Origin of the sequence: Pseudoalteromonas sp. McH1-42, from assembly GCF_022347845.1 — a bacterium.
GTDB classification, from domain to species: domain Bacteria; phylum Pseudomonadota; class Gammaproteobacteria; order Enterobacterales; family Alteromonadaceae; genus Pseudoalteromonas; species Pseudoalteromonas rubra_D.
On the sequence record NZ_JAKRFU010000001.1, the window covers coordinates 513,513 to 539,734 of the forward strand.

At 46.2% G+C, this 26,222-nt stretch carries 18 protein-coding genes; 12 read left to right on the forward strand and 6 right to left on the reverse strand.

The genetic code is table 11. The annotated features are described in order from the left end of the window. Positions 1-62: 62 nt before the first annotated feature. The 4 genes from MHN31_RS01940 to MHN31_RS01955 all read left to right on the forward strand — a co-directional run bounded on the left by MHN31_RS01940 (position 63) and on the right by MHN31_RS01955 (position 4,976). On the forward strand, positions 63-2,498 hold the full coding sequence (locus MHN31_RS01940) for a TonB-dependent receptor (protein ID WP_239443321.1): 2,436 nt from the start codon (positions 63-65) through the stop codon (positions 2,496-2,498). A 170-nt stretch (positions 2,499-2,668) separates the two neighbouring features. Beyond that, positions 2,669-3,295 carry a hypothetical protein gene (locus tag MHN31_RS01945; protein ID WP_239443322.1) on the forward strand — a complete coding sequence of 209 codons (627 nt, stop codon included), beginning with the start codon at positions 2,669-2,671 and terminating at the stop codon, positions 3,293-3,295. 142 nt (positions 3,296-3,437) lie between these two features. After that, positions 3,438-4,175, forward strand: coding sequence for a transporter substrate-binding domain-containing protein (locus MHN31_RS01950; protein ID WP_125557559.1), 738 nt, complete (start codon positions 3,438-3,440; stop codon positions 4,173-4,175). 78 nt (positions 4,176-4,253) lie between these two features. After that, positions 4,254-4,976: a transporter substrate-binding domain-containing protein gene (locus MHN31_RS01955; protein WP_239443323.1), complete on the forward strand. Its 723-nt coding sequence runs from the start codon at positions 4,254-4,256 to the stop codon at positions 4,974-4,976. A 22-nt stretch (positions 4,977-4,998) separates the two neighbouring features. Here the strand turns inward: MHN31_RS01955 and MHN31_RS01960 are convergent, their stop codons facing one another. Next, positions 4,999-5,493 (reverse strand): GAF domain-containing protein, encoded by a 495-nt coding sequence (locus MHN31_RS01960; RefSeq protein ID WP_239443324.1) that lies wholly within the window; start codon positions 5,491-5,493, stop codon positions 4,999-5,001. Positions 5,494-5,568: 75 nt separating this feature from the next. Between MHN31_RS01960 and MHN31_RS01965 the strand changes: the two genes are divergently transcribed. The 6 genes from MHN31_RS01965 (at position 5,569) to MHN31_RS01990 (ending at position 16,122) form a co-directional block, all read left to right on the forward strand. Then, positions 5,569-10,284, forward strand: coding sequence for an ATP-binding protein (locus MHN31_RS01965; RefSeq protein ID WP_239443325.1), 4,716 nt, complete (start codon positions 5,569-5,571; stop codon positions 10,282-10,284). Between the two features lie 67 nt (positions 10,285-10,351). Further along, entirely contained in the window at positions 10,352-11,557 is a 1,206-nt protein-coding gene (locus MHN31_RS01970) for an EAL domain-containing response regulator (RefSeq protein WP_239443326.1), read from the forward strand. After that, positions 11,554-11,922, forward strand: a complete 369-nt coding sequence (locus MHN31_RS01975; protein ID WP_125557569.1) for a response regulator — start codon at positions 11,554-11,556, stop codon at positions 11,920-11,922. The genes MHN31_RS01970 and MHN31_RS01975 overlap by 4 nt, the downstream gene beginning before the upstream one ends. 28 nt (positions 11,923-11,950) lie before the next feature. Continuing rightward, the gene (locus MHN31_RS01980) at positions 11,951-13,171 is read left to right on the forward strand and encodes a response regulator (RefSeq protein ID WP_239443327.1); all 1,221 of its coding nucleotides are present in this window, start codon (positions 11,951-11,953) and stop codon (positions 13,169-13,171) included. Positions 13,172-13,233: 62 nt separating this feature from the next. After that, positions 13,234-15,408, forward strand: a complete 2,175-nt coding sequence (locus tag MHN31_RS01985; protein WP_239443328.1) for a DUF6351 family protein — start codon at positions 13,234-13,236, stop codon at positions 15,406-15,408. 357 nt (positions 15,409-15,765) lie between these two features. Beyond that, positions 15,766-16,122 (forward strand): gamma-glutamylcyclotransferase family protein, encoded by a 357-nt coding sequence (locus MHN31_RS01990; protein ID WP_239443329.1) that lies wholly within the window; start codon positions 15,766-15,768, stop codon positions 16,120-16,122. A 30-nt stretch (positions 16,123-16,152) separates the two neighbouring features. Here the strand turns inward: MHN31_RS01990 and MHN31_RS01995 are convergent, their stop codons facing one another. The 3 genes from MHN31_RS01995 to MHN31_RS02005 form a co-directional block, all read right to left on the reverse strand. Then, the gene (locus MHN31_RS01995) at positions 16,153-17,211 is read right to left on the reverse strand and encodes a hypothetical protein (protein ID WP_125557577.1); all 1,059 of its coding nucleotides are present in this window, start codon (positions 17,209-17,211) and stop codon (positions 16,153-16,155) included. Positions 17,212-17,579: 368 nt separating this feature from the next. Continuing rightward, the gene (locus tag MHN31_RS02000) at positions 17,580-19,817 is read right to left on the reverse strand and encodes a M14 family zinc carboxypeptidase (RefSeq protein ID WP_239443330.1); all 2,238 of its coding nucleotides are present in this window, start codon (positions 19,815-19,817) and stop codon (positions 17,580-17,582) included. 335 nt (positions 19,818-20,152) lie between these two features. Further along, complete coding sequence (locus tag MHN31_RS02005; protein WP_239443331.1) at positions 20,153-22,168, reverse strand: ATP-binding protein; 2,016 nt, start codon at positions 22,166-22,168, stop codon at positions 20,153-20,155. A 407-nt stretch (positions 22,169-22,575) separates the two neighbouring features. Between MHN31_RS02005 and MHN31_RS02010 the strand changes: the two genes are divergently transcribed. Continuing rightward, positions 22,576-23,337, forward strand: coding sequence for a hypothetical protein (locus tag MHN31_RS02010; protein WP_125557583.1), 762 nt, complete (start codon positions 22,576-22,578; stop codon positions 23,335-23,337). Between the two features lie 147 nt (positions 23,338-23,484). Further along, positions 23,485-24,228: a transporter substrate-binding domain-containing protein gene (locus tag MHN31_RS02015; RefSeq protein WP_239443332.1), complete on the forward strand. Its 744-nt coding sequence runs from the start codon at positions 23,485-23,487 to the stop codon at positions 24,226-24,228. Here MHN31_RS02015 and MHN31_RS02020 read toward each other — a convergent pair. Continuing rightward, the gene (locus MHN31_RS02020; protein WP_239443333.1) at positions 24,225-25,160 is read right to left on the reverse strand and encodes a class I SAM-dependent methyltransferase; all 936 of its coding nucleotides are present in this window, start codon (positions 25,158-25,160) and stop codon (positions 24,225-24,227) included. The two genes, MHN31_RS02015 and MHN31_RS02020, sit on opposite strands and share 4 nt — an antisense overlap. 121 nt (positions 25,161-25,281) lie before the next feature. Beyond that, on the reverse strand, positions 25,282-26,222 hold a 941-nt coding region (locus tag MHN31_RS02025; protein WP_239443334.1), incomplete at its 5' end, for a DUF1554 domain-containing protein.

A 26,222-nucleotide genomic window follows, 5' to 3' on the forward strand; every position in this document is an offset into this window, starting at 1 on the left:
CTGTTAGTATGCGCTCCCTCTGCAGTCCCGAAGCCGGGTTCCTTAGTTGTATGGAGTGTAAAATGCAATTCTCTCGCTCAAAGAATTCACCAAATCTATTGGCCAATGCCGTTAAAGTCGCCCTGTTAGGTGCCGCTGTTAACAGCACGATCGTTGTCGCTCAAAGCGCTGACGAGAATATCGAAAAAATTAGTGTGTACGGTAAACACAACAAACTAATTCTAGAATCAGGCACAGCCACTAAGTCCAACATGGCCTTAATGCAAACGCCGGCGGCCATTGTGGTTGTTGATAAAGAGTTGCTCAAAGCGCAAAATGCGACCACCTTACAGGAAGCTTTACGTAACGTCAGTGGTCTGGGGCAGGCAGGTAATAACTATGGGATCGGCGACAACCTGACCATACGTGGCCTGGGTGTGAATTACACTTATGATGGCATGTACGGTGGTGCTGATTTGGGTAACAGCTTTAACCCTACACGTTCAATGACTAATGTTGAAAGTATTGAAGTATTAAAGGGCCCGGCAACTGGCTTATACGGCATCGGCGCAGCAGGTGGTGTAATCAATCTGGTTGAGAAAAAGCCGCAACAACAGGATGCTTTCGAGGTCAGTGCCAAAGCAGGCAGCTGGAATAGCTATGGTATTGGATTTGACGCCACTGGAGGCCTGAACGATCAATGGGCATATCGTCTTGTCACTAACCATGAACGCAGTGATGGCTATCGTGACCTGCAATCAGACAGAGACGAAATTTATGCCAGCCTGAGCTTTGACGTAAACGCCAGTCACAAGCTACTACTTTCAACCGCTTATATTGATGACGCATTACAAATTGATTCAATTGGTGACCCTGTTCGCATCATGAACTGGGACAGCACCTCTGGCACACCGGGTATGCTCAGCGCAGCAAACTTGCCAAACGATCCCCAAATGGATGAAGAAGGCAAAAACTACCTGGGCGTTCAGCTGACTGCACAGCAACGCGAGCAGCTTGCAACTTCAATCCTTGCCACAGACGGCCTTAAGCCTTACAACCTGGGCGATGGTAACTTGATCTCTCCGCTTTCTAAACCTAATGAAGGTGAAGAGCTGAGAATCAAGCTTCGTCACGACTGGCATATCAATAACGACTCAACCCTAACGCAACAAGTCTTGTGGCGCAGCTATGATTCAGAGTTTGCCCGTCAGACAGGCGCATATAACTATGTTTACTGGGACCGTCGTGGTGTCATTAACGCCGACCCTCGTGCACCTTTAGTCATTGATGACGAACTGCACCCTTTTGCCGCGCGTCGACAAGAATATCGCCGCCAAGTTGCTGAGGAAAAAACCTGGCAATACTTTGCCGATTTACAACTGGGCTGGAGCCTGGGTGGCATTATGGGTGAACACCTGCTCAGCGTAAACTATGAAAACCGTGAAATGGCCCTGAAGAGCTGGTCGATTTATGATGCCGACAGCGCCAAAGGCGATAATGCTATCCCGTATATTTTGGATATTCGTAACCCAAACTGGGCGACCGGCGATATCATGGACTACGACCCATCACTACGCAGCAACTATGACAAGTCCTTGGATGCTTACGGGATAAGCTTCCAGGAAGTACTTTATCTTAACGAGCAACTAACCGTACGTGCGGGTCTTGCCTATTCAGCAATTGAACAGGCGTATCAGCACAAGGGCAGCGATCGTGCACCAGAGGCCAGCAAAGAGCTGGACTCAGATGACTCAGGCATGACCTATAACTTTGGCGTGAACTATCAGGTTCATCCTCAACTATCAGCATTTGTAAATATTGCTAAAGGCCGCACAGCCTTCAGCATTCTGGGCTCTTTGTCTGATGACACGACCTCACCAAATCGCCCGGATTCTGAGTCAGAATCGCTGGATTTAGGTATCCGTTTCACCGCGCTGGACGAAGACCTGCTGGGTTCAATTGTGTGGTTTGAAACCAGTCGTACTAACCTGCGTTACACCAACCCGTTGTATAACGATGATCCGAAAGATCCTGAGTATAACGTCAGTGTTACGCAATACTTCTACGATGATGAAGATGAATCAAAAGGCGTAGAAGTCGACTTGAATCTGGCACTAGCAGAATCAGTTGACTTAAACCTGAATGCCACCTGGCAGGATGCTATCGAGATCCGTGCACAGGAACGCTCTGAGCAGAAAAAAGGCGTACCTGAGAAAATGGCCAGTGCGTGGGTAAACTATCAGCTGCCTGCAACTGTGATAGACAACCTAACTGTCAGCCTGGGTGTCAGCTATATGGGTGAGCGCACTGTAAACTCAGCATCATTTGGTCTGCCAACCGCTATCATTGACAGCTATACACGCTGGGATGCTGCGGCGCGCTATCAGGGTGACAAGTATCAGATCCAGCTGAATATTGAGAACCTGACGGACGAGCGCTACTACAGCAAAGCCCTGTTCCTGGGTGGCTTACCGGGTAACGAGCGTAACGTTAAGTTGTCTGTAAACTATCAGTTCTAAAGCAAAGGTTCCGGTATCTGGTTACCGATTGCCAACGCATTAGCAACACACAAAAGCGAAGTGGGCCTGCCTATTTCGCTTTTTTATTACTATTTTGATAACCCCGCCTAAGAATAAGTTTAGGTACAATCTTTGCTTAGTTATTCCCGACTCTGCAAAGGAATTACCGAATGAAAATCAACACGATTCCCCCTCAAACCACTTTTTCTGCTAACCAGTATACTGCACACAATAAAGCACAGCTGGATAAACAGATGCACTTCACACAGCAACTAAACAGTGCCCTGGATGCAACCGAGCGAACACAACCGGACAAAGATATTACGGCGTCCATTGGGGTTGATTATCAAGGTATTTCTGATCAGGCCAGGAATTATTACCAGGTCGCCAGAGACAACGCTTACAAACGCGTCGATTTAGGCCAGCCAGAGAAAGACCAGCAAATCCAGCTTTATCAGGAAACCATGAGTGAAATCATGGCAATGCCAATCGAGGTGAACGTTGAACCTCACGAGGTTAATGAAGCCTTACTGTTCAACAACCTGGGGATAGATTTTTTCGCCTATAAAGCGTTAAAAATTAGAGTAGAGATGCTTGACCTCACAGAGCAAGAAATACATAACGACAAAGCACTTCCTGACTATGAAAAAGACAAATTAAAAGACAAAGTGGATGAACTCAAAGCCAGGCTGAAAGAGGCTATCGACACCCTGCTGGGCGACAGCGAGGATGCACCATTAGAAACAAACTCAAACCGCACGGCCGATGATGTATTTTCGTTATATCAACCAACTTAAATCAAGCGTGATATTGCAGTCAATTGGTACAACACGAGGCCAACAAGCCGTGCAATTACGCTCAACGTACTATACTGAAATCATGTGAATTTGCAGATCTCTGCTGAAATTCAGCACCAGCCTGACTATGAGGTGAGTTGCAATGCATCAGTTAGTACGTTTACTGGCTCTATTTCCACTGTTAAGCTTCGGTGCGACCTATAATACGCCCGATCTGGACTGGGTAACTGAAGATTACCCGCCTTTTAATTATCATATCAACGGTGAAATAGAAGGCTTATCAATCCGCATTCTGGATGGCATATACCGGGAGCTTGGTTGGACTCTGGACAAAAGAGACATCATGTTGGTGCCCTGGCCCAGAGCCTACCGAATGACCATGACCTCCCCTAAAACCTGTATTTTTTCTATTACTTACACTCAGGAGCGGGCCAAACTATTCCAGTTTATCGGCCCATCGATCGACAATCAGGTGGCCATGATCGGGCACAAAGAAAACAACTACGAGGTGTCAAATCTCTCAGATCTAAAAAACTATAAAATTGGTGTCGTAAAAAACGATATTGGCCACCAGCTACTACGCCAGTCTGGTGTCAATAATGACAATCTTGTTTTTCTGGCCTCTGGATTTGAGCTGGTTCAAATGCTCAAACTGAAACGTATTGACTTAATTGCCTATGGCGATATTATCGCCCGCTTTCAGTTTAAACGGGCAGGTATTGATCCGTCACACTACAGGGTCGTCCTCCCATTAGCTCGCTCCTACCTGGGGTTTGCCTGCAACAAGCAAGTAAATGCTCAGTGGGTTCACAGTATGAATCAGGCACTGCGACGCTTACGTCGAGATGCACCTTCACTGTTTTTGCCACAATCCTATTAGCGCTTTTCAGAGGAGCCAATGACACGCTTTAAATCAATACTGATTACATCAATTATCTTTACGCTATTTGGGGCATCAATGAGTAACACCGCCAGGACATTGCAACCTGAGCGTGATACCCACCCAATACCAATTAGAGTCTGCTTTGAACGCTGGCGTCCCTTTAGCTTTATCGATCAAAGTGGGGTTGCCCGTGGTATGGAAGTTGATCTGATCAAAGCTGCGGCTAAGTCCATAAATCGTCGTGTCGAGTTCACTGAGCTTCCCTTCAAACGCTGTATTGCCAATGTAAAATATGGCAGTACAGACTTTTCGCTGCATGTCGACAAGACTGACGGGCTGGAAACTTTTTCGGACTCCGCAACATCATGGCAACTGAGCCTGGCAGTCTTTGCTGACAGATTAAAAAGTTCAGATGATTTCAATCGCATTGATACGCCCAGGATCATGCTGGCAACCGAATACCCTTATCCCAAAGCTGTGTATCGAAAGTTAGAAGCGTTAAATGCCCGGTTAGTCAGACGCTCTTATTATGAAGAAAACGACGAACATGCAAAAACCTTTTTTAGCATACTGGCAACAGCACGCGTCGACGCCATATTGGTCGACAAGCAATGGGCGCTGCATATGATTAAAAAGTTTAACTTACCAGTATTGATACTGGTGCAGGACTTTCATTCAGAGCCCCAGTACATTGGATACCGGCATAGTAATGCTCGTCTTGCCAGCCAGCTTGAAGCAGCCATAGCAGCGTTGCCCGATACCCTTATCCAGTCTATTAAGGGGCAATATCAATATTAACAAAAACGAATCCTTGTATACTCTATTCGCGGCTTAATTTGATCAGTCGCTCAACCACATCAGCAGCAATCTGCTCCAAAATTGAGGCATCATGCTCGTTAAACTCCCTGGGCTCAAAATCAATCAGACACAAAGTCCCGATCTGAGCGCCATTGGGATGTTTGAGCGGACAACCCGCATAAAAGCGGATACTCAATTCCCCTGTTACCAAAGGGTTATCAAAAAATCGCTCGTCCTGTAGTGCATTATCGACCACAAATACACCTTCCTGACAGATTGCGTGGCCACAAAATGAGATATCCCGGTGTGTTTGCTCAGCGTCCAGCCCAACTTTGGATTTGAACCACTGCCTGTTGCTATCAACCAGACTGATCAAAGCAATTGGTACATTAAATACGTGGGCAACAAATTCGGTGAGTCTGTCCAGCTCTGAATCTGGGAGGGTATCAAGCGCCTTTAAGTCATGTAGGGTTTGCAGTCGCAGTGTTTCGTTTTCCGGAAGTGGTGGACTTTTCATCCAATTAACCAATTTACATGTGGTTTCTAAACTATAGTTAAAAATGCCTGAACGTCTAATTTAAGGAAAGCACACGTGCAAGTGCAACTCAAAATTGTGATCTGGTTAACAGTCGTCCTGGCCAGTTTATTGTCACTTGACAGATTTGCGCGCTCATATTTTGTTTCTCATCACACTATCGTAGTCACCCGGGACAGCTTGCAAAATGTCGTGTATATGCAGCAGATCAGCAATGCCATTTTCGCATTACAAAAAGAACGTGGCTATACATTCGGTTTGTCTGAGCGAGCATCAGGACAGACGCTTAACCAGCTCAATCAATATCGCAGTGCCAGTAATACCGCGTTATCAAAAATAGCAACCCAGAGTACGCAAAACCCCAATTTATTATCATCACTGCCCAGCACCGCTGAGCTACTGAACCTCAGAGCCCTGTTTGACCAACGCCTGCTCACCCGGGAGCAGGCTATGACCCTGTATACCGCCAAAATTAATGCCTTGTTGGATTTGTTTTTAGCGATCGAATTAAAAATTACCGCGGACGCCGTCAACATACACCTATATAGCCTGACCAAAGCGATTGAGGAGGCAGGCAAACTCAGAGCGCATACTTATGCCATGCTCAATACCCCTGTGGACAATCGTGCCAGTGCTATCTTTGAGCTTGCAACTTTACACAACACACACCTTGCATTACTCACCAACACCCCCTACGACGATGACATCGCGAAGCAGATAACGTCCCTACTTTTACAACCTGAAAATCAGGCGCTCAATGGCGTTCTATTATCATTCGAACGCACCGGGCAAAGTACGTTCAATGCACAACGCTGGTGGCAGCAAAAAACACACTATCTTGAACAGCTGATCGCTATTGTCCAGGCACAACTAGTCACTCATCAACAACGACTTAACGCCGAGTTTAAAGAACAAGACGCCATCCAGTCACAATTTGCCCTGTTTGCCATAGTTGCATTTGTCTGTGTGGCTGTTTCCAGTATTCTGCTGTGGCGCGCCCTGAGCCACAGCACCACGCCGAAACGACACCAGACCCCCGTCAAACTCTCTCAGCTACTGCTTTTATTAGGGCTTATCGTATCTTTTATTACTTCGGAGCACGATATAAGCCAGGGTGAGCTGAGCAACAGCCTCTACACGCGCTCAGCAAACGAACTCAGTAATAATCTGGCCTATTCTGTTATCGCCATTGATAATCTATGGCTGGCCCCACTGTCTGAGCGCCTGCACTCACTCAGCATTACGAAACAACCCGTTTTTTCGAATGCAACAGGCACTGAGTACATAGGTAAATTTACCTTATCAAATAATGATCTGGTTGGGCTGTTCCCAGCCACTCTGCCTGTCCAGAAACTACAAAAAATCATTACAGACAGCATAACCAGGCAAGGGGCAAAATCAATCTCACTGGCGTTAATGTCGGACAGTAACAATAAGTTATATAGTGTTTCTACCGCACCACAGGCAAGTGCAACCGGCTTATCAGATATCCTCCTGGTGCTCATTCAGCCTGTAGACGAGACACTTACTAAAATCCTAAAAATGCCGGTGGCCTATCAGGGCATCACGACACACCTGCTGTTTAATGACATTGTGATTGGCCGTAATGACCACACCAACATACAAGGTCCCTCATTGCGCAGAAATGGACTTGAGCTTGTGCATCAAAACTTTGCGCTCGGATTTACCGTCAGGGCCACTCAGGATCCGAAACAAATAGAGGGCTATATCAATACCCTACAACAAGAATTTTCTGTGCAACTGGTTCTGCTGCTAACACTGAGTCTGACAGCCTTGGTACTCGCCCACCGGGCTCAAAATCGCATTATTGAACAGCTCCAGCATTCCGAAACTCAACTTGATAAAGAGCGCCTTTTACTCTCTAACTCTGAGCAGGTAATTGGCATGGGAAGCTGGGAATGGCAACATGGTAGCCGTTATGTATTACTATCCAAAACTCTGAAAACACTACTACAAGTGACCAGCAGCGGAAAATATGTACCGTACACACAGGTGCTGAATAAATTAACGCGCCCCAGCAGACGCACTTTGTTCAAACATCTGCGTACGCAGGGGCTGGATTCACAAGTTCGACTCACGCTGAATTTCTGCGATGAACAGGCGTCTGAGAAACAACTTGAGGTGATCATGACATCACACCAAAGTGACATTACTCAGCCAACCTGTGTTGTCGGTGTCGTACGCGATATCTCTGAGCAGATTGCGCAGCAGAAAAGACAAAGCAAATATCAGGCATCTCTGCAAGCCGCCCGTCAGGAAGCGCTTGATCGAATGAAAGAAGCGGAGACCCAGCGTCACGAAGTCCAGCAGCTACTGCACCGTAATCACGAGACAGAAAGCTTGCTGGAAGCCACGCTGGACAGTATCCCGGCGTTTATTTTGTTATTGGATGGTGAGGCTAACATTCGCCTGATCAACCGGTTTTGGTATAAGAGCAAACGCCTTAATCTTGAAGAAAGCGGCTTGTTTATTAATACCCTGATGCGGATAAATGACAACCTGATTGACGTGATCTCCTTGTTGCCGCTAATTAATAAAAAACCATTACTAGGTGCACTGTCAGCCGCAAAAACACGGGATTTATATTACAAAGATATGGAAATCTGCTACGAGCTCGATGGCACTAAGATGTGGTTTGAAGTGATTTTAACAAACCTAATCTGCAACGATAAAAAGTACATGTTGCTATACCAGCATGATATTACTCAGCGTAAAAACGACGCCACCATCCTGGCCAATGCCAAAGAAACCGCCGAATCGGCTAATAAAGCTAAGTCCCGCTTCCTGGCCACAATGAGCCATGAGATCAGAACTCCCATGAACGGCGTTGTCGGGATGCTGGATATTTTATCTCAGTCTCGATTGAGTGATGAACAGCGCCACCTGACCTCAGTCGCGAAAAACTCAGCTATGATGCTATTGAGAATAATCAACGACATACTCGACTTCTCGAAAATAGAAGCGGGTAAAATGATCATTGAGCATACCTCTTTTAGCTGGCAAAACCTGACCAAAGAACTCTGCGAACTGATGAGCCATCAGTGCCATGAAAAACGTATAAACCTAAACTTTTACTTTGACCCTTCTCTTGGCTACTGGCATCAAAGTGACCCGATTAGGATCCGGCAAATTTTGCTAAACTTGGTTGGCAATGCCGTTAAATTTACCAAAACATCAGCCAGTAAGATTGGCAATGTGGAGGTCTTTGTGTCGCCTGCCGCTGAGACCGGATACCTGGAGATCAGCGTCAAAGACAATGGTAAAGGCATGAGTGAAGAACAAACCCAGGGCTTATTCAAGCCCTTTGTGCAGGCAGATGATAGTATTCAGAGAAAGTATGGAGGTACCGGACTTGGACTCTCCATTACGATGCGACTGTGTGAGCTGATGCACGGCACTATCGTTTGCCATAGCCTTGAAGATGTGGGGAGTAACTTTATCGTCACCCTGCCCTTTGCGCCCAGTGCAACAGGTGATGAAGAGATCACAATTAATTTTCAAGAGCTAACAGCATATATTGTTTCTGACGGTGATAAATTTGAACAAGATCTGGCACGCAACCTCAGCGCTCATGGTATGCGCTGCCAGTTAATTAACGATGACGACCTGAATGCCTATTTGCTTGCCCGCCTGGATGTTGATTATCTCATCATTACCAACGAAAAGTATCAACAACTGGTGACCAATGGCCAGGATATTATTTCAACCAACAGTGAGCTTAAGTGCCTGGTGCTCGAACATGCCAACATCCAGATGCCCATCATTGACGAACGGAACATTTATGCACTCGACAATAACCCCTATTATGCAGTCAGAGTGATTGAAAAAATCGCCACACTAGAAGGGCAAATCAGTCCGGAGCCGGACTTGAATCTGCTCTCAAGTGACGAACAGTTACCAACGATTGAGCAAGCGCAGAATAAAAATGCGCTCATTCTGGTGATTGAAGACAATGTGTATAACCAGGACTTATTTAAACGCCAGCTGGCTTTGCTTGGATTGCAATGCATTATCGCCGAGCATGGGGCCATTGCATTGGAGCTGATGCAGAAATATCAATTCTCTTTAATCATCAGTGACTGCCACATGCCCGTTATGGACGGCTACACCTTTGCTAAAACCTATCGCGAGCTTGAATCACAGGGCAAACTACCCAGGCTGCCCATCATCGCGGCAACGGCAAATGCACTCAGCGGCGAACGTGAGAAGTGCCTTGATGCCGGGATGGACGACTATATCTGTAAACCCATTGTATTGCATGCTCTGCGCGCCACCATAGAACAGTGGCTGAATCAGTCACAACCAGCGAGATCAGCCAATCTGAATGGCCACAGCAGTATTCAACCTGACAACGTGAGCGACAGACCCAAGGTAGCTTCAACGCACCTTCCAGCATCAGATGATGAACCCATTCAGCCTGCAACACGTATCGTCGATTTGAGTGTGCTGGAAAATTATGTTGGTAATGATAAGGCCATCCAAAAGCAGTTTTTACAGGGCTTTTTGGCAGACTCTCGTCCCTTGGTTGAAAGCATGAATGTTGGGGAAGTGTCGCTCCTGACCATCAAAAATACCGCACATCAGCTAAAGTCTTCTGCAAAAGCAATCGGTGCTCAAACACTTGCAGACGAGTTTTTTGCACTGGAGCAAGCCGCCAAAGCGGAAGATGTGACAAAGGTCCGGGCTTTACAAAAGGCCTGTGACGATAAGTTTTATGCCGCATGTGTTGAAATAGAAACTATACTTGGGTGAAAAGTAGGCTCTACCAGGTCGTAATCAGGACTACACATGCTTATAACGCAGGATCACAATAGGCAAGATGAATAATCTTATCAAAGTAATCGCAATTGATGACAACCAGTTAATTATTACTCAGCTGGAACTGTTACTAAAACAAGTCGCCCAGGACGTCGACTATCATGGCTTTACCGCAGGTCGCCATGCATTGGACTCAGGGATGTGTGACTCTGCGTCGTTAATTTTTTTAGATCTAAACATGCCTGAGATTGATGGCATAGAACTACTGCGCATTTTTGCAGATGCCAAACTGACAACACCTATCGTATTGCTCAGCGGTGAAGATAAAGATGTTCTCGAAACAGCCAGTAATTTGGGCACAATGCACAACCTGAACATTATCTCTAACATCGACAAACCCGTGTCTTTACAGCGCCTAAAAGCGCTGCTTGAGTGCCTGGATCAACACCATAGAACTTCTCCAGCTCAACCAGAAAAAACCTACAACGCCAGTGACATTAGAACTGGACTGGACCGGCAACAATTTAAAGCCCACTATCAGCCCAAAGTTTCACTGGAAACCCTCAATGTTATCGGCATGGAAATCCTGGCGCGATGGTACCACCCTTTTGATGGCTTAGTGTCGCCGGGAGAGTTCATTCCTCAGCTGGAACGCGCCGGATATTCAGCCGAACTCTCATTGCAGCTTCTAACACAGACCCTGGCACTCTACGATAAGAACTATGAGCAGATTAAATCGCTGAGTTTTAGCCTCAACCTCAGCGCCGGAGCCTTATATGACATTGAGTTGCCAAACAAGCTTGCGACCCTGTGTGACGAGTACTCAGTGCCTCGCAAGCAAATCATTCTGGAGATCACCGAGAGTCAGCTACTCGATAATTTACCTCGCACTTTGGAAGTGTTATTGCGCTTCAGGTTAAAAGGGTTTCCGCTGTCGATAGACGATTTCGGTACCGGGTTTTCGAGCTTTACTCAGTTAAATCAGGTGCCCTTTAGTGAGCTTAAAATCGATCGCAGTTTTGTTAGCAATTGCGATACCGACAGCAAAAAACAGGCAATTGTTTCTGCCACCTCTGATTTAGCGAAAAAACTGTCGTTAAAAACCGTTGCTGAAGGCATAGAACACGCGGGTGAATTAAACTATTTACGTAAATGTGGAATTGATGTTGCACAGGGCTTTTTGTTCGCCCGCCCTCTGGCAGCCGACGCCTTACTAAGCTGGCTAACGCAAAACCTCGACAAGCCTCTTGCGGAGTGGGGGACATGAGTAAAAGCGCAATTCTGATAGACGACAATGCCTTGTTTCTTAAATTACTGAGCAGCCAGTTGGCCTCGTTGGGGGTTGAAGTCACTCAGGCACGAGATAAAAAGGAGCTACTGGCACACCTTGAAACAAACTGGTACGACTGGGCGTTTATCGATGCACACCTGGAAGACGGTGAATGTGGGCTACAACTGGCCAATGTATTAATCGAGCAGCAAGTGCAACATGAGCGGCCATGTACTTTAGTCGGCATGTCGGGTGACGAAATCTGTGCCAGTCGTTACGCCAATGCTGGCATCAGCAGACATTTTGTTAAGCCTATCACCCTGGCTCAGCTCAGAACACTTGTCAGCCCAACAACAGAGTAACCCGAATGTTCCCAGGATGCCTAACACAATGACAGTAAGTAGCCCCAACCACGCACAACGTCGACCTCAGGTCATTGTTATTTGTGACAAGACAGATGAGCTGACAGGTGTGATTGACATTGTTGAGGCACATACTGAGGCCTACCGTACCGTATTTCATTGGGAAGAAACAGCAGAACTCATAGTGGAAGCCAACCCCGCCATCATCATCATGGCAAAAAATGATGTTGCCAGTAGTATAGAAACCTACACAGAGTTATCAAAACAAGGGTTACTCAATTATCCTCATAAAAATATACTATTGTGCGAAAATAAAGAGTCAGGCATAGCCTTTAAATGTTGTATGAAGGACATCTTTAGCGACTACTTTGTGCATAAACCTATGTATGAGAATTATCGCTTCAGAATGATTTTGCATAACGCATTGAGTGAAGTTTCAGGCAGTAATAAAAGCGCGCAATTGCAGGAAGCGCATTTTGGCAAAATAGATAACAAACTGCGGGGACTTATTGATGAGGTTGCTCAACATCGGGCTAAATCCGCAGAAAATTTCGCCCAAACCCGCGATCAAATTGCCCAACAGCAGGGCCATAATGACGTGCAAAGACAAATGTTTGATCAGCTCAAAGAGCAGCATATTAACCCGCTAATGGAACAGCTGGAGCATCAGCTTACAGCCAGTGTCGAACTACTTAAATCTCAACTAAAAGACAAGCAAGTTTCGCTTGCTGAATTATCGGCACTGTTGACTGAAAAGCGAGTCCCTCGCAGTGTGGTAGCGGCTCAGACACAATCAGGCACTCCTTCGTTGGACGTTCATGAGCCCACGCCAACCCAATCGCAGCCTCCAGAGCCTGAAGTAACCAGGAAAATGCGTATTCTGGTGGTCGAAGACAATGAAATCTACCGAGAAATGCTGCTAAAAATACTTCGCGAGGAAGACCACGTTACCGAATACGCAACAACCGGCCTTGAAGCCATTAAACTGCTGAGGAAAAAGAAATTTGATATGGTGTTTATGGACCTGTTCATGCCCGAACTAGATGGCTACAACACCACCAGAAACATACGTACCTTTAAGCATTGCAAAAAGCTCCCTATTATAGCCTTGTCTACTAACCGCAATAAAGAGCTCATCCGCAAATGGGCAAGTCTGGGCTTAACAGGATATATCACTAAGCCCTCAACCAAACTGGCTATTCTTAAGGCCATCGATAAAGTTCAGAACAGTAACAACCCTGTCCACTGAAATAACAAATAAACAACAATGCCTCTGGTGCTTTCGCCCTACACTTTATACTATGAGCAGCAATGATCACAGCAGAGGTAGTTATGGGCAAAAAAACGGGCTTCATTTTTCTGATCACCTTGATCCTTGGCGCAATCCTTGTTGCAGTCTTTCGATATTATCCACACCATGATGAAGCAAGCACCCGACAAATTAACGCTATTGCGCAGCCGAACGCAAATACGCTGCTCAACTTTACTCCCCATGTATCTAATGTGCACAGACCAGCAGAGTCATTTGAGTTCCCTATAGCACTGGGCGAAACGGGCCCCGTGACCAACCTCTATTCTGGACCTAATCAATACCCCTTTTTTTGTATGACACAAGAGTCAGAACTTGGACAACCACTGGTAGACAATCAGCAGGGCCTGGGGATCCCAATCTTTAATGGCGAGCAGGTTATCGGATACAGCAAAGACTGTTCCCTGCCGTCGCAATTGCTTTATTTTACCCTCATTGAACAAGATGGTAACTTCTCTGCCGTCAGGCTTGATGAAGAGGCGGCCCGCTCTCACCACTCGTCGCCTCTGTTCAGAGTAGAACAAGGCACCATCAATCGTTTTATTTACACGCTGATCATGCCTATCTCCCGCCAGGAAGTAGGCAACAGGCAAGGTCAGTCTCAGTGGAACAAAAAACTAATTTATCAATTTAATGGCGGCTCAGGCATTGGTTATCGACAAGGCCGGCAAAAGGCCACTCGGGTGATGACCCGCCAGGCACAACAACTGCTAGACGGCTATGCTGTGATCAGCTCCAGCGGCAATAAAACCAGCTACACCTACAACATGTTGCTGGCAGAAGACACGGCCAAACGCGTTAAACGACAGTTTGTCAGCCTCTACGGCGAGCCGCTTTATACCGTGGGCATTGGAGGCTCCGGGGGGGGATTAGCACAATACCTGATTGGTCAAAATAGCCAGGGCATTTTAGATGGCCTAATCCCTCTATACAGCTACCCTGACATGATCACACAGACCACTTATGCGTTAGATTGTGATCTGCTCAACAACTATTTTACCTTTCGCGCAGACAATCCAAAAGCCTGGCGAGACTGGGAACGAAGAAGACTGATAGAAGGTCTTAATGCGATAAATGAGTTCCCACAAAAGGCTGGGTTTTTACAACCGCTCAATCAGCTCATGGCGGGCTTTGCCCCCTCATTCCCAGATGGTAATAGTGAATGCATCAACGGCTACTTTGGCTTGTCTGCTTTTATCAATAACCCCAGACAAGGCTTTTTACGCCCTTTTTTCTCTGATGAAGTCATTGCACAAACCCATTGGAGTTACTGGCAAGATCTTAAACACATTTTTGGTACAGACGAACAAGGCTTTGGTCAAAGCACCTGGGACAATGTTGGCGTACAGTATGGGCTAAATGCGCTGCGCGAGGGCCATATTAGCTTTGAAGAATTTATACATATCAACCATCACATTGGTGGCTGGAAGCCTCAATCAGAAATGCGCCAGGAAGAAATTGCCCTGCCGTTGGGCACACGTATACCAATATGGCTCACTTTATGGGGCAACCATAATATCACCAAGGCTTCAGATGGCCCGGCATCAAGACACAGCGGCTCAATACCAGCCATGGAACAAGCCTATCGCTCCGGGCAAGTCTTCATTGGCAAAGTCGACTTGCCGATTATTGATGCCCGCCACTATCTTGAAAACGAGCTGGACATGCATCACATGTCGGCTTCATTTTACAGCCGCGTTCGAATCGCCCAGCATAAGGGGCACAGCGACAACCATGTTATCTGGGTTGCACATAAAGATCACAACCCAACAACAAAGGCCTTTGCTGCCATGGATGACTGGTTGCTCGCAATGAGACAAAACCCGCAACTTAGTGCCGCTGCCGCCAAACCTGTCTCTATACAGGATACCTGCTTCAACGGGGACGGCAGTATTTATGCCACAGGCTCACGCGTGTTTGACGGACAATGGAATGATAAACCTCAGGGCCAGTGCCAGAGCCGCTTTCCTATGTTTAGCACAAGTCGTATTCAGGCGGGCGGAGGCTGGGGCGGTGATCTGTTTAAGTGCACTCTGGTGAGCGTTGACACAGCCATTGAGAAAGGCTGGTATTTGCCTTTTAACGCGCATGCACACATGGATACACTTAAGGCAACCTTTCCTGACGGGGTGTGTGACTATAGCGGCCGTGATCTCGGCAGACCCAGCGACCTGTAATCATTAAAGAGTTCTGTTCATCACCACAGTACTTGTGCTACCAGATATGGGCCCTCATTTGGGCCTATCTGCCATGCAAGGTTGCTCAGGTACTTTACAGCATCAATGGATTTGATTAATACCAATTTGCTTAATTAAGTGTTCTAATTTGAGGCGAGAAAATAGGGTCGATAACACCGCTCCCGCGCCCTGCTACTGCTGAGGCATCTACATCCATGTAGGCGAGGCGAAAATTTTGCTGTTTAGTCGTTCTAAATTAGAAATTTTTAACGCTGTTAGCGTCATATTTGCTCCTTAAAATTGAACAGCTATTAATTGAAATTGGTATAAGATACAAACAAAAACACAAGGGCGCCCATGGAAGCACTTTTCTCATACGGTACATTACAACAGTCTCAGGTTCAGTTGGATAATTTTGGTCGGCTACTTGAGGGGGAGGCAGATTATCTGGTTGGTTACCGGCTAGGGCAAGTCAGGATCACCGATCCTGAGGTGCTGAAAAGTAGCGGTAAAACCTACCACCCTATTCTTATTTACACTGCAAACCAGAATGACCAGGTAGCAGGCACCGTTTTTCTAATCACCCAGCAAGAACTAATGTGTGCAGACAGTTACGAGGTAGCGGATTATGCCAGGCAGGAAGCCAAGCTGAAATCAGGAAAAACCTGTTGGATCTACGCCGCAAGTAATAGCGCTAACTTAGTGGAAGAGTAACAGGCACACGCCTGTTACTCATATACTAACTTACTCGCATGCTTTACCACAGTTGCCGATTGTCACCTGTTTCTGGGCCAGGTAACTTGGAACACCATAGACTCGGTTGTAAGCAATAGCACCGATAAACTGATTGTTATATAACACACCAGGTGTCCAGCTGCTGCTGCGCCACGTTCCGCTAAGTGCATATTTGCTGATACGGTTCGCGCCAGGTGCACTGGCATTAAATCGACCACCCCAGCTGGATGTAATCGTCGGTGCACTCTGGTACACGCCAATGTGTGCTTGGTGCTTATTATAACCGTTAGCGTCTCTGTTTAGGCTAACATTCAGGTTCATGCCAGTGACAAGGTTGCCAATGATATTGTTGATATCAATATCCAGGTAACGCTCTGCTGCGTCAACGTTACCGCGTACCCGACTATCCGCTAGAATTTGCTGCATACCAAATAGCGCACCAGGTCTTTCCAGTGAAGCGAACTGTCTTAGATTTGCCTTGATCAAATCATCCGCCTTGGCGGTTGCGTAATTAGAAGCAAAGTAATTAACAAACTGGCTGACACCAGGTAAAGACAATATGCCACCAGAACAGCTTACATCGACATCGCGGCCATAGCTAACATCAATGTTTTCCAACGCGCCGGTATAGTAGTTGTAAGTCACTGTAGGTCTCAGATTTTCAAGACGAACGGCGACTTTGACACTTGGGCAAAATACGTCAACACCATCAAACTTCACTTTTGTATAAAAGCCCAGGTTACCTACTGTCAGGCGGATCTTATAGTTATCTGTGCCCGTGAAGGTTGCTGAGATATTTTTTGCATCAAGATCGACACTATAAATGTATTTTACAGCGCTCATGTTATTCAGATCGCGACGAATATCCGCTTCAGTTTCTAACTCAAGCTGTCTCATGTCTGAGAACAAGCTATCTGCCAGGGAGCCCAGATTCACAGTACGCACTTTTTGAGGCGAATTAGGATTACCTGAAGGTTTAGTCAGCTTGAGCGTCGTTTCGCCCGCATTGGCCGATTGAGCAGCCAGACCAACGGCCACGCAGAGCGCTAATTTATAGTTATGTTTCATATACTTTTTCCTTGTTTTTTGGTTATTAGCGCAGGCCAAAGTAGTATATGAAAACAACAATCTAACGACACTTTTGTTAAGTTTATGTTTAAATTGAAACTATAACTTCATAATGGGTAATTAAATGATCAGCCCCTTTCGAAACCGAAATAGGCAGGCACTCGCCAATGGAGTGCCTCTGCGTAAGTAAAATAGACGAGACAGTTCAATGGTAATATTCACCTTGTTTAGCAACACCATCACCAATATCGTCAAACTAAACCTTGCTGGAAGGAACTCATGAACCAGGTGATCCCCTCAGCGCAATAAGCACTTTGGTACTAACTTGGTATATTTAAGAGCGCTTGCGCGCTCATTTTACGCTCCCGTTATTCGTTGCTGGTTACTTGAATGGTTTGCGCTACCTGACTGAATTGACCATCATTATCTATCGCGACAAACACCACTATGTATTCACCTGGTGCAGGGAAAGTATGCATAACCGTCTCTGTGCCTGAAATGTAGGGCTCGTTACCCATTCGCCACAAGCGCTCTACAATTTCACCATCAGGGTCGTATGAAGCGGAAGAATTAAACTCACAGGTCAGCCCCGTGCACTGATAGCTAAATTGCACAACAGGTGGCGTTACGCCATCCAGTTCAAGCTGAACGACTTTCACATCACGATTACCATGGCTATCATCAACCTGTAGCGTCAGTTGGTAATCGCCAGCCAAAGTGTACTCAATCTCAACCTGCTCACCATGGAATACCCTAAAGAACTGACCACCTTGTAACACCCAGGTGTATGTTAGTAAATCGCGGTCGTCCTGAGTTGCTGAACCATCAAAACCACAAATGCCTTTTCGACAGTCGGCAATAAAACCAGCGACAGGTGACTGAGCGCCGGGTATAGCGTCATTATCTATTGTCAGGAATTTCGCATACTTAGGACCCCACTGACCAGACGCGTCCTGAGCACGAAGTGTCAATGTGTAGCGACCTTGGCGCCAACGATGTGTGTCCAATGCATAACTGATTGATTCACTTACCGTGTCATATGCGCCATCTGCCGCAGGTAGTAAAATGCGCTTCCTGGCACGCTTACCCTTTTTCTTGATGGTTAATTCGACTTTGCTAATCGCCTGACTGGGTGGTATCTGACCCGTCAGTGAAGGACCAAAAAGATCATCAGCAACAGTAGCAATTATCTCCACAGGCGTTCCAGCAGGCACCGCTTCTTTTCCAGCCCCCTTTAAACGCAGATCAAAAAATTGCGGACCGGCAGGCAGTTTATAAGGCCGTTTTGCTACTTTGGCCGCGTAGATCAGTGCGTTCAGGTTGTTTGGAAAGATCTCTCCTTCAAAGTTAGCGCAGCTTTCAAAGAACTTATTGCCTAACTCGAAAGTAAAGGACGCAACACCAAGCTGCCCATAAGCATATCCATCAGCGCTGCCTCCGGCTTTAAATATCTCCTGAGTCTGAAACGCCCAGTACCCGTTATACGCTGCCATTCTGTGGCCCATCATAGACAATTGATCCGCGTTAGGACTCGGCGTTAGCTCACTAGACCATGGCCACATCACAAAACGGCTGAAGCTATGCAGATCCAAAAATACGCCCTGAGTATTGAGTGGCGCTGGATCTGTCAGCAAATCACCGCGACGATCTTTAAACAGATCGTGAAGATAGGCCTGGATCGCCTGTGTTTCAGGCTCTGATGCGGCGCTGGGCCCGTGAAAAGTGGCTGCACATTGGTCATCTGTTGAACCGCCAATGGGAGAAGCCCAGGCAAAGTCGAAGTTACGATTAAGGTCAACACCGCGTAATGTATCATCAAGCGCGCAATATGCTGTATTGGTGTTCTTACGCCATAACTGCCCTTGCTCCGCCAACACCCGGCCATCTGGATTTGCAATCAGCAAAATGTGGATTTCGCGCTGGTTCAGGATCCAGTTAACGTCTGCATCCGTCTCACGGTTTTCAAGTAAGTACTGTGCAAACTTCAATGTGGTTGCCCCGGGTGTATACTCACGGGCATGCAAAGCGCCCTGCATGTACAATGCCGGACGCTTACGCCACTTGTTTCTCTTTTTGTTTTTCAATACCAAGACGGTCAAATCATGACCTCCAAGCCCCTGACTTTTCTCCCAGGATGGTCCGATATGCTTTAACTCGACAAAATCGGGATAAGTTTGCGCTAAGGTCTGAGCCAATTGCTGTGTTTCAGCCAAAGTAGGGTAGCACGAGAAGTTCGGGATACCAGACTCCTGTTCAGCACTTTGAATACGACTTGTCACTGACCTATTACCCTGCGCTTTGACTTCTGGCTGGTTATGATCACCTGGTTTTGAAAAGATGAGTGCACCCGCACCATGCAACTCAACAAACTCATCCTGAGTGAGTGAAAGAACCAGGTAGTTATCTGCTACTTCCAGAATGGCAGTATGAAACCGGGACAGATATTCCGCTTTTTGAATTTCGCTGGAAAAGGCTAGCTGATAAGTTGATAAAGTGTGACTTTCAACAGGAAATGCTTGGGTATTTACTACGCGTGGGTCGCTATGTGCCGTAACTGTTAAGCTTATCGTGCTCAGGAGGAGCATACTCAATAAGTTCTTTTTCATAGTGTTTCCTTCAGTTGTTTATGAGTGTTTAAAGTTTCGCTCAAACATATATTCCTTGTTAAAAAATTTGAGGCAACTCCCCAAGTGTAAACATACTGAAATATAAAAATGCTCATTAATTGTACTTAGCAGTTTAAGCTGATAACCCCGATGCCTTTACATAAACACTAAAAATTGACAGGCATTGAATTGAGCCACTAATAGACTTCGACAGCTTTATAATGATGAATTTGCGGGACCTTACGACTGGCCAGACAGAGAATAACTAACAGACGAGAAGGCTCATGGGCACATTTTTGGCAGCGTATGCAACGAAATGCCACTGTAAGGCAAATTTAAGTTTGCGTTTTTGGGATCAAAATAACAAATTTGGCACCACCACTTTGGTGTACATAACTAATTTCGCCTTTTAGCACCTGTACCACAGAGTTATAGACAATATTCAACCCCAGGCCCAACTTACCCTGCCCAAGCTGGCTGGTATAAAATGGGTCGAACATTTGCTGCTGATCGGTTTCACTGATCCCCACGCCGTTATCCTGATAAACCAGTTTAATGACTTCGCCATCGTCTATGATTTCTATCGAGATTTTACCGCTAGCCTGATTGATAAACCCATGTGAGCACGAATTATTTACGAGCTGAGACACCACTTTGAGCAGCGTTTCAGGATGAGAATACAACTGAACAGGCTCGCCAAATACGTCCAGCTCTGTTGGCTTGTCAAGGCTCTGAACTATCAGCTCAGCGCGCTGCTTAAGGTATTCCAGCACGTCGAAGTGTACCGCTTCACTCGCATCGAGCGTTGCAGCGACCATTTTAAAACGCGCTATCAGTTCAGCTGCCCGACTGGAGTTGTTTGCCGTCAAAGTGAGCATCTCAGAGGCTTCTTCCAGAAATGCTTTCAACTGCCCGGCACTGAGTTTTTGATCACTCAGTAAGGAACTGATTTCGTTTAGCTTATCTTCAAGGCAAGATGCAGAAGTCACCACCAGTCCCAGTGGCGTATTCAACTGATGCGCCATCCCGGACACCAGTGTTGTCATCGCTGACATTTTTTCTGATTCAAGTAACTGCTTTTGCGTTGCTTTCAGATTTTGCAGTGTTTCTGTTAATGCCTGGTTTTTAGCCTTTATTCTGCGCATAAAGTACAAGATCAACACAACAATGATTATCGCGGCTACCAGCACTAAAACCAGCTGGTCTTTCGCCGCCTGGGTATGAAGTTGATACACCGCATTTTCTTGCGTCAGCTTTGCAATATCTCGCTCTTTCATCGCCAGGTTCATTTGAGCTGCATAAAATGCCACACCGGTTTCAGCTTGCCTTTGCAGAAAATCAAATTTGCTCTGCATGTACAAATCAGCTGCATGCAATGCGCTTTTCCAATCCTGGATCTGCTGATAGTAATCAACCAGCAGCTGGTATGCGTCGACTTTTTCCTGAAATCGCTCATACTTATCACTCAATGCGATGACGTCATTGAGCAAGGGAACCAGATCTTCTTTTGCACCTTGCGCAATTTTCAATCTGACAAGTTCAATCTGAGGACCAATGCTGTCTGCCTCAGCGTTGCTCTGTTTGCGCAGTTCAACCGCAGCAATTAAATGCTGCTCTGCCAGTTCTGGCTTGTCCAACGCTAAATACGTTTTGCCTAAATTATGATGAGACCAGGAGCTGTGATAAGTCAGGTTGTGTTCTTCCCTGAGAGCAAGGCTATTAGTATGAAATTTAAGTGCTTTATCAAACTCTCCCAGACCAAAATAAGCCTCTCCGAGGTTATTTAGTCCAACACCCATTTGTTGCGGTAACTCTCTATCTCTGGCATCCTCATAAAAGCGTTCGAAGTAGACCCTGGCATCCGTATAACGACCCAATTTCAGATACACATTACCAATGTTGTTTTCGGTTTGTCTCAGGTAAAGCTCGGTATCCATCAGACCGGCAAGCCGGTAGCTTTCTAGATAGTTTTCCAAAGCCCGTTCATACATACTCATGCGGGTAAGTGCACCAGCTGTGAGGCTGTAATAACTAAACAAAATGGTGGGATCTGACACATCTGCACTCATTTTTTTGCACTGAGACAGCGTCACAATAGCTTCTTCTATATTGTCAGTCTGGATCTGAAACCAGGCTTTACCATAAAGAAGCCTGATTTTTTGTCTGGTTGAAAGTTTCTTATCGTGTCTGGCAAGCATTTCGTCTGTAACTTTGATCGCAACCAGCGGTGACTGCGCTGATGTGGAGCGGATCTCAGCTCTTATCTGTTCGAACTCTGCTTCCGTAAATGATGCGGCCAATACCGCATTGCTAAGCAATAACCCTACCCAAATCACACACCGTATCAGCATCAAACATCCGCTCCCGCAACTGCCCCAACTCTTCAAAGCATAGCAGGAAAACCCAGAGCAACACCTCACATCCTGCCCCCGGTCTCAGCGAAAAAGAACCGGTTGGATTTATCAGCACCAAATGTGTGTTCATCATACATCACCGGCGTTCGAGTCTGATCAAAGTTGCTCGCAACAACTGGTTCAACGTACCGTAATACGTTGTATGTGATTGAGAGTAAGCTCATTTCCCCTTTAGCCACAGACAATATACTCAACATTGAAATACCAATTAATCAGGCTAACCCATACTCTGCAATTTGTTCAAAAATTCACGTTGTTTGTTTAAAAATGTAAAACACCATGTTTTCTTGAGTAGTTCGTGATTAGAATGAGGCCTGCAATGACTCAAACCTGTAAGGGACAACATGAATTCTTTTAAATTTTCTATACTGGCGTTAGCATGCTCGACACTACTGGCATGCTCAACAGAAACAACAAACTCTGAGCACGTTAAAACAGAGGCCATCTGGTCTAAAATTTATGTTACAACAACAGGTGAAACGTCACGGGTTATCGCAGAGCTCAATATAGATGGTCCAAACGGTAACAATATCAGGCTGACGGCAAATGATAAGCTGGTAGCCAGAGCGGCCAATATCAGTCAGGTTATGAGCGAAGAAGACGAGCTCTTTGACGTGGACTATCGCGCAATTTTTGATGTGGCATCAGGTGGCACCCAATTTACGGTAGACTTTACCAGAGGGTCAGAGAATAAAACGCTGACCACAACCATGAACTTACCTCGTCCATTTAATATTATTACCCCGCAAAAAAACCAGTCTTTTTCGGTGAATGATGAACTCACACTCACCTGGACACCGGGTACAGAAGACGACACAAAATTTGAAAGTAAGCTCACAATTGAATGTAAGAAAAACGATGGCGACAGTATTTTCATTAATGTTAATAATGAACAGCTTACTGATGACGGCACCCAGGTGATTGACCTGAATGGCATTGAGGAATTAAAGGATTCAGCTATCAATACCCGTCAGGAATGTAGTGCAGAATTTTACCTCGCCCGTACTCGGGCAGGTACAGTTGACCCAAGCTATGCCAGTGGTAGTTCTGCAAAAGCTGTGCAGGAACGCTACTCTGATAAGTTTGAAATTCGCCTTAGAAACTAAACCCCGCAGGGCGTGCCACTCTGGATCCTCGCACGCCCTCCTCAGCTCTATTCAAGCGTACCCGTATCAGGTGGTCTGAGGTGCTGAGCTAGATTTTTGCTCAGAAACACGGCAAACTGCTGGTTTTAGGCTGTATGTAGTGTGTCTATGCGTTTTGCGTTTTTTTTCATTTTTATTGTTGCTCTGATACCCTTATCCGGCCATACCGCAACCATACGTTTTGTCGCAGAGGATCTCCCCCCATATCATTATCTGGACCCAACAGGTAAACCCACAGGCGCGTTAGTTGAGGTTGCCCGACAATTGCTCACACAAACCGGGTTAAAGGGTAACATAGAGATTATGCCAATGGCGCGTGCACTGCATGAAATGCGGGCGAAAGACAATACCCTGCTATTGTCCTGGTTAAAGACCCCGGAGCGCGCTCAACACTACCGGTTTCTGGGTGTCATGTGCCACGCTCAGGCCTACTTAATTGGCCTAAAAGACCGTACTTTTTCTCTCAGAGATTTAAATAGTGCCAGGCAGCACCGCGTCAGTACCATTCGCGGATATTACAGTGAACGATTTTTACGCGCTGCGGGTTACTCAGAAGACCACGAATTAGTCTTGGTGTCGCACTATCAGACCTTGTGGCATATGCTGTTCAAAGGGCGCACTGATTTGGTACTGACCAATGCACAAACCATCAACAAGGAACTCAATGCACTGGGGTTACCTGCTGAGCAAGTTGAACGGAAGATGGCTGTGCCAGCCTTTCCTTCAGAGCTGCATCTGGCAACCAGTTTAGACTTTAACCAGCAACACGCCGACCAGCTAATGAGCGCACTAGCAAGTCTGAAAGACTCAGGAAAATATCAGCAGATACTTTCCAGATGGCAGCTCAATTAAACGCTTTTGGTATTAAAAACCAGGCACTTTAGACTACTTTCCTCATCGATATCTGGAAACTCTGGTGGATTTGATAACCTTGATTCAAATTGCATCTGCGGTGCTTCTCTGGCCATTTCGTCTATCAAAAACTGGGCACTCACGTCGGGAGAATTAACGCATGCCAGCACACACCCTTGTTCAGTCAGTAAATCACTCAGACGCCTTAAGATCCTTTGATAATCTTTTGTCAACGCAAAGCTGCCCTTCTGGAAGCTAGGTGGGTCAATGACTATCAGGTCATAGGGGCCCAGCTTTTTTACTTTGCCCCAGGATTTAAACAACTCATGACCAAGAAAAGACACCTTCCCCAAATCATGGCCATTCAACTGGTGGTTTACTTTGCCCTGCTTCAGCGCAGCTTTCGACATATCGAGATTCACGACATGTTCAGCGCCTCCTTCCAGCGCAGCGACTGAGAAGCCGCAGGTATAAGAAAACAGGTTGAGCACGCGCTTGCCGTCAGACTGGCTTCTCACCCACTGACGTCCCAATCGCATATCTAAAAACAACCCCATGTTTTGCTTAGCGCCCAGTGATAATCCGAATTTTAGCCCTTGTTCGTTTACAACCGGCATAGCTGATAGCTCACCATATACAAGATCAACCGGCGTACCATTGGCATAGCGATGTTGCAGTATCACAGCTGAAACACGCTCGGCCCATGGTTGAGACTCAACCAGCTTCAGTAACTCAGACTTTAACGCTTCAAGCCATTGCTGCTCATGTTCTTTAAATAAAGAGATCAGGAGTTGCCCCTGAAGCCAATCAACCGTTATTTGTTCCAGCCCCGGATAACAGCGGCCCCGGCCATGGAAAAGGCGACACACTTCATTGGGTAATGTTTGTAGAGAAAGATGCTGTAATAAAGTGGAAAGTGGTGTGGCTGTCATTTACTTTGAGTATTTTTCAATATTGATCCCTATTTTACTTGGGTTTCTTTGTCTGATGCAAATGACAAAAAAGCCCGGCTTAAATCGGCCGGGCTTATGTGCTATTGAGCTTGTTCAGATTTTACTGTTTAACACAGTATAAACGAGCTTTAGAATCACAAGTCAAGGTCCTGTCTGCTACCCAGCTAGAATTGAGTGAACCAGCAATACCTGTCATAGCCCCCTCATACGAATAGTTATCAAAAGCCATACTGCTATTCCAGTTGCTACATGCACTCCAATGTACTGAACTTCCTCCAGATGTCAGATTCGTCCATACGCGTGATCCGGAAACATCATTGCCCTTTTCATCAAACACTATACCAGCTTGTAATGGTGTGACATTGGTTTTCCATAAATCTGCACCAGTATTTGCAACTAACTCTCCGTTAATACTGTATACACTGGCAGAGTTATCGACCCTGTTATTTGTATAGTCCAGTAACGCTCTGTAAGTTCCAGCAGGAACTTTAGAATCGGCGCTATTGGCCAGTGTGTTACAGATACTGTTTGCCCCAGAAACGCCTCCCAGATTGCCGTTGTGCTCAGTACTTGTTACAAACATCACGTTTTTAACCGTAGATGTAGACCCTTTGAGTAACAAGGACCAGCGCTCAGTATCCAAAAGTGGCGATTTATTAGAGTTTGCGGCAATGTCTTGCGTTGCGACATAAAGGCTGTTGCTAAGTTCAACACGCGCCACTTCTCCAGTTTGGTAAGCATGCTCAGAAGCCCAGGACAGCTTAGTTGGCGTAAACTTAAGAGTGGATGCTAAGGCCGTCAGCATCTCAGCTTGATTCGCTTTGCTTGCCAGTGCTGTATCAACATCAGTTTGATTCGCCTTAGTTGCCAATCCAGATGTCAACTCAGCCTTGGTCGCTTTGCTTGCCAGCGCTGTATCGACATCTGTTTGATTCGCCTTGACGGCCAATCCAGTTGTCAACTCAGATTTAGTTGCTTTGCTCGCCAGTGCCGTATTCACGTCACTCTGGTTCGCCTTAGCGGCCAATCCAGTTGTCAACT

Bases quoted from the DNA above. Each gene is read 5' to 3' on its own strand.
- MHN31_RS01940 (WP_239443321.1), top strand. From the start codon at position 63: ATGCAATTCTCTCGCTCAAAGAATTCACCAAATCTATTGGCCAATGCC.
- MHN31_RS01945 (WP_239443322.1), top strand. From the start codon at position 2,669: ATGAAAATCAACACGATTCCCCCTCAAACCACTTTTTCTGCTAACCAG.
- MHN31_RS01950 (WP_125557559.1), top strand. From the start codon at position 3,438: ATGCATCAGTTAGTACGTTTACTGGCTCTATTTCCACTGTTAAGCTTC.
- MHN31_RS01955 (WP_239443323.1), top strand. From the start codon at position 4,254: ATGAGTAACACCGCCAGGACATTGCAACCTGAGCGTGATACCCACCCA.
- MHN31_RS01960 (WP_239443324.1), bottom strand. From the start codon at position 5,493: ATGAAAAGTCCACCACTTCCGGAAAACGAAACACTGCGACTGCAAACC.
- MHN31_RS01970 (WP_239443326.1), top strand. From the start codon at position 10,352: ATGAATAATCTTATCAAAGTAATCGCAATTGATGACAACCAGTTAATT.
- MHN31_RS01975 (WP_125557569.1), top strand. From the start codon at position 11,554: ATGAGTAAAAGCGCAATTCTGATAGACGACAATGCCTTGTTTCTTAAA.
- MHN31_RS01980 (WP_239443327.1), top strand. From the start codon at position 11,951: ATGACAGTAAGTAGCCCCAACCACGCACAACGTCGACCTCAGGTCATT.
- MHN31_RS01985 (WP_239443328.1), top strand. From the start codon at position 13,234: ATGATCACAGCAGAGGTAGTTATGGGCAAAAAAACGGGCTTCATTTTT.
- MHN31_RS01990 (WP_239443329.1), top strand. From the start codon at position 15,766: ATGGAAGCACTTTTCTCATACGGTACATTACAACAGTCTCAGGTTCAG.
- MHN31_RS01995 (WP_125557577.1), bottom strand. From the start codon at position 17,211: ATGAAACATAACTATAAATTAGCGCTCTGCGTGGCCGTTGGTCTGGCT.
- MHN31_RS02000 (WP_239443330.1), bottom strand. From the start codon at position 19,817: ATGAAAAAGAACTTATTGAGTATGCTCCTCCTGAGCACGATAAGCTTA.
- MHN31_RS02005 (WP_239443331.1), bottom strand. From the start codon at position 22,168: ATGCTGATACGGTGTGTGATTTGGGTAGGGTTATTGCTTAGCAATGCG.
- MHN31_RS02010 (WP_125557583.1), top strand. From the start codon at position 22,576: ATGAATTCTTTTAAATTTTCTATACTGGCGTTAGCATGCTCGACACTA.
- MHN31_RS02015 (WP_239443332.1), top strand. From the start codon at position 23,485: ATGCGTTTTGCGTTTTTTTTCATTTTTATTGTTGCTCTGATACCCTTA.
- MHN31_RS02020 (WP_239443333.1), bottom strand. From the start codon at position 25,160: ATGACAGCCACACCACTTTCCACTTTATTACAGCATCTTTCTCTACAA.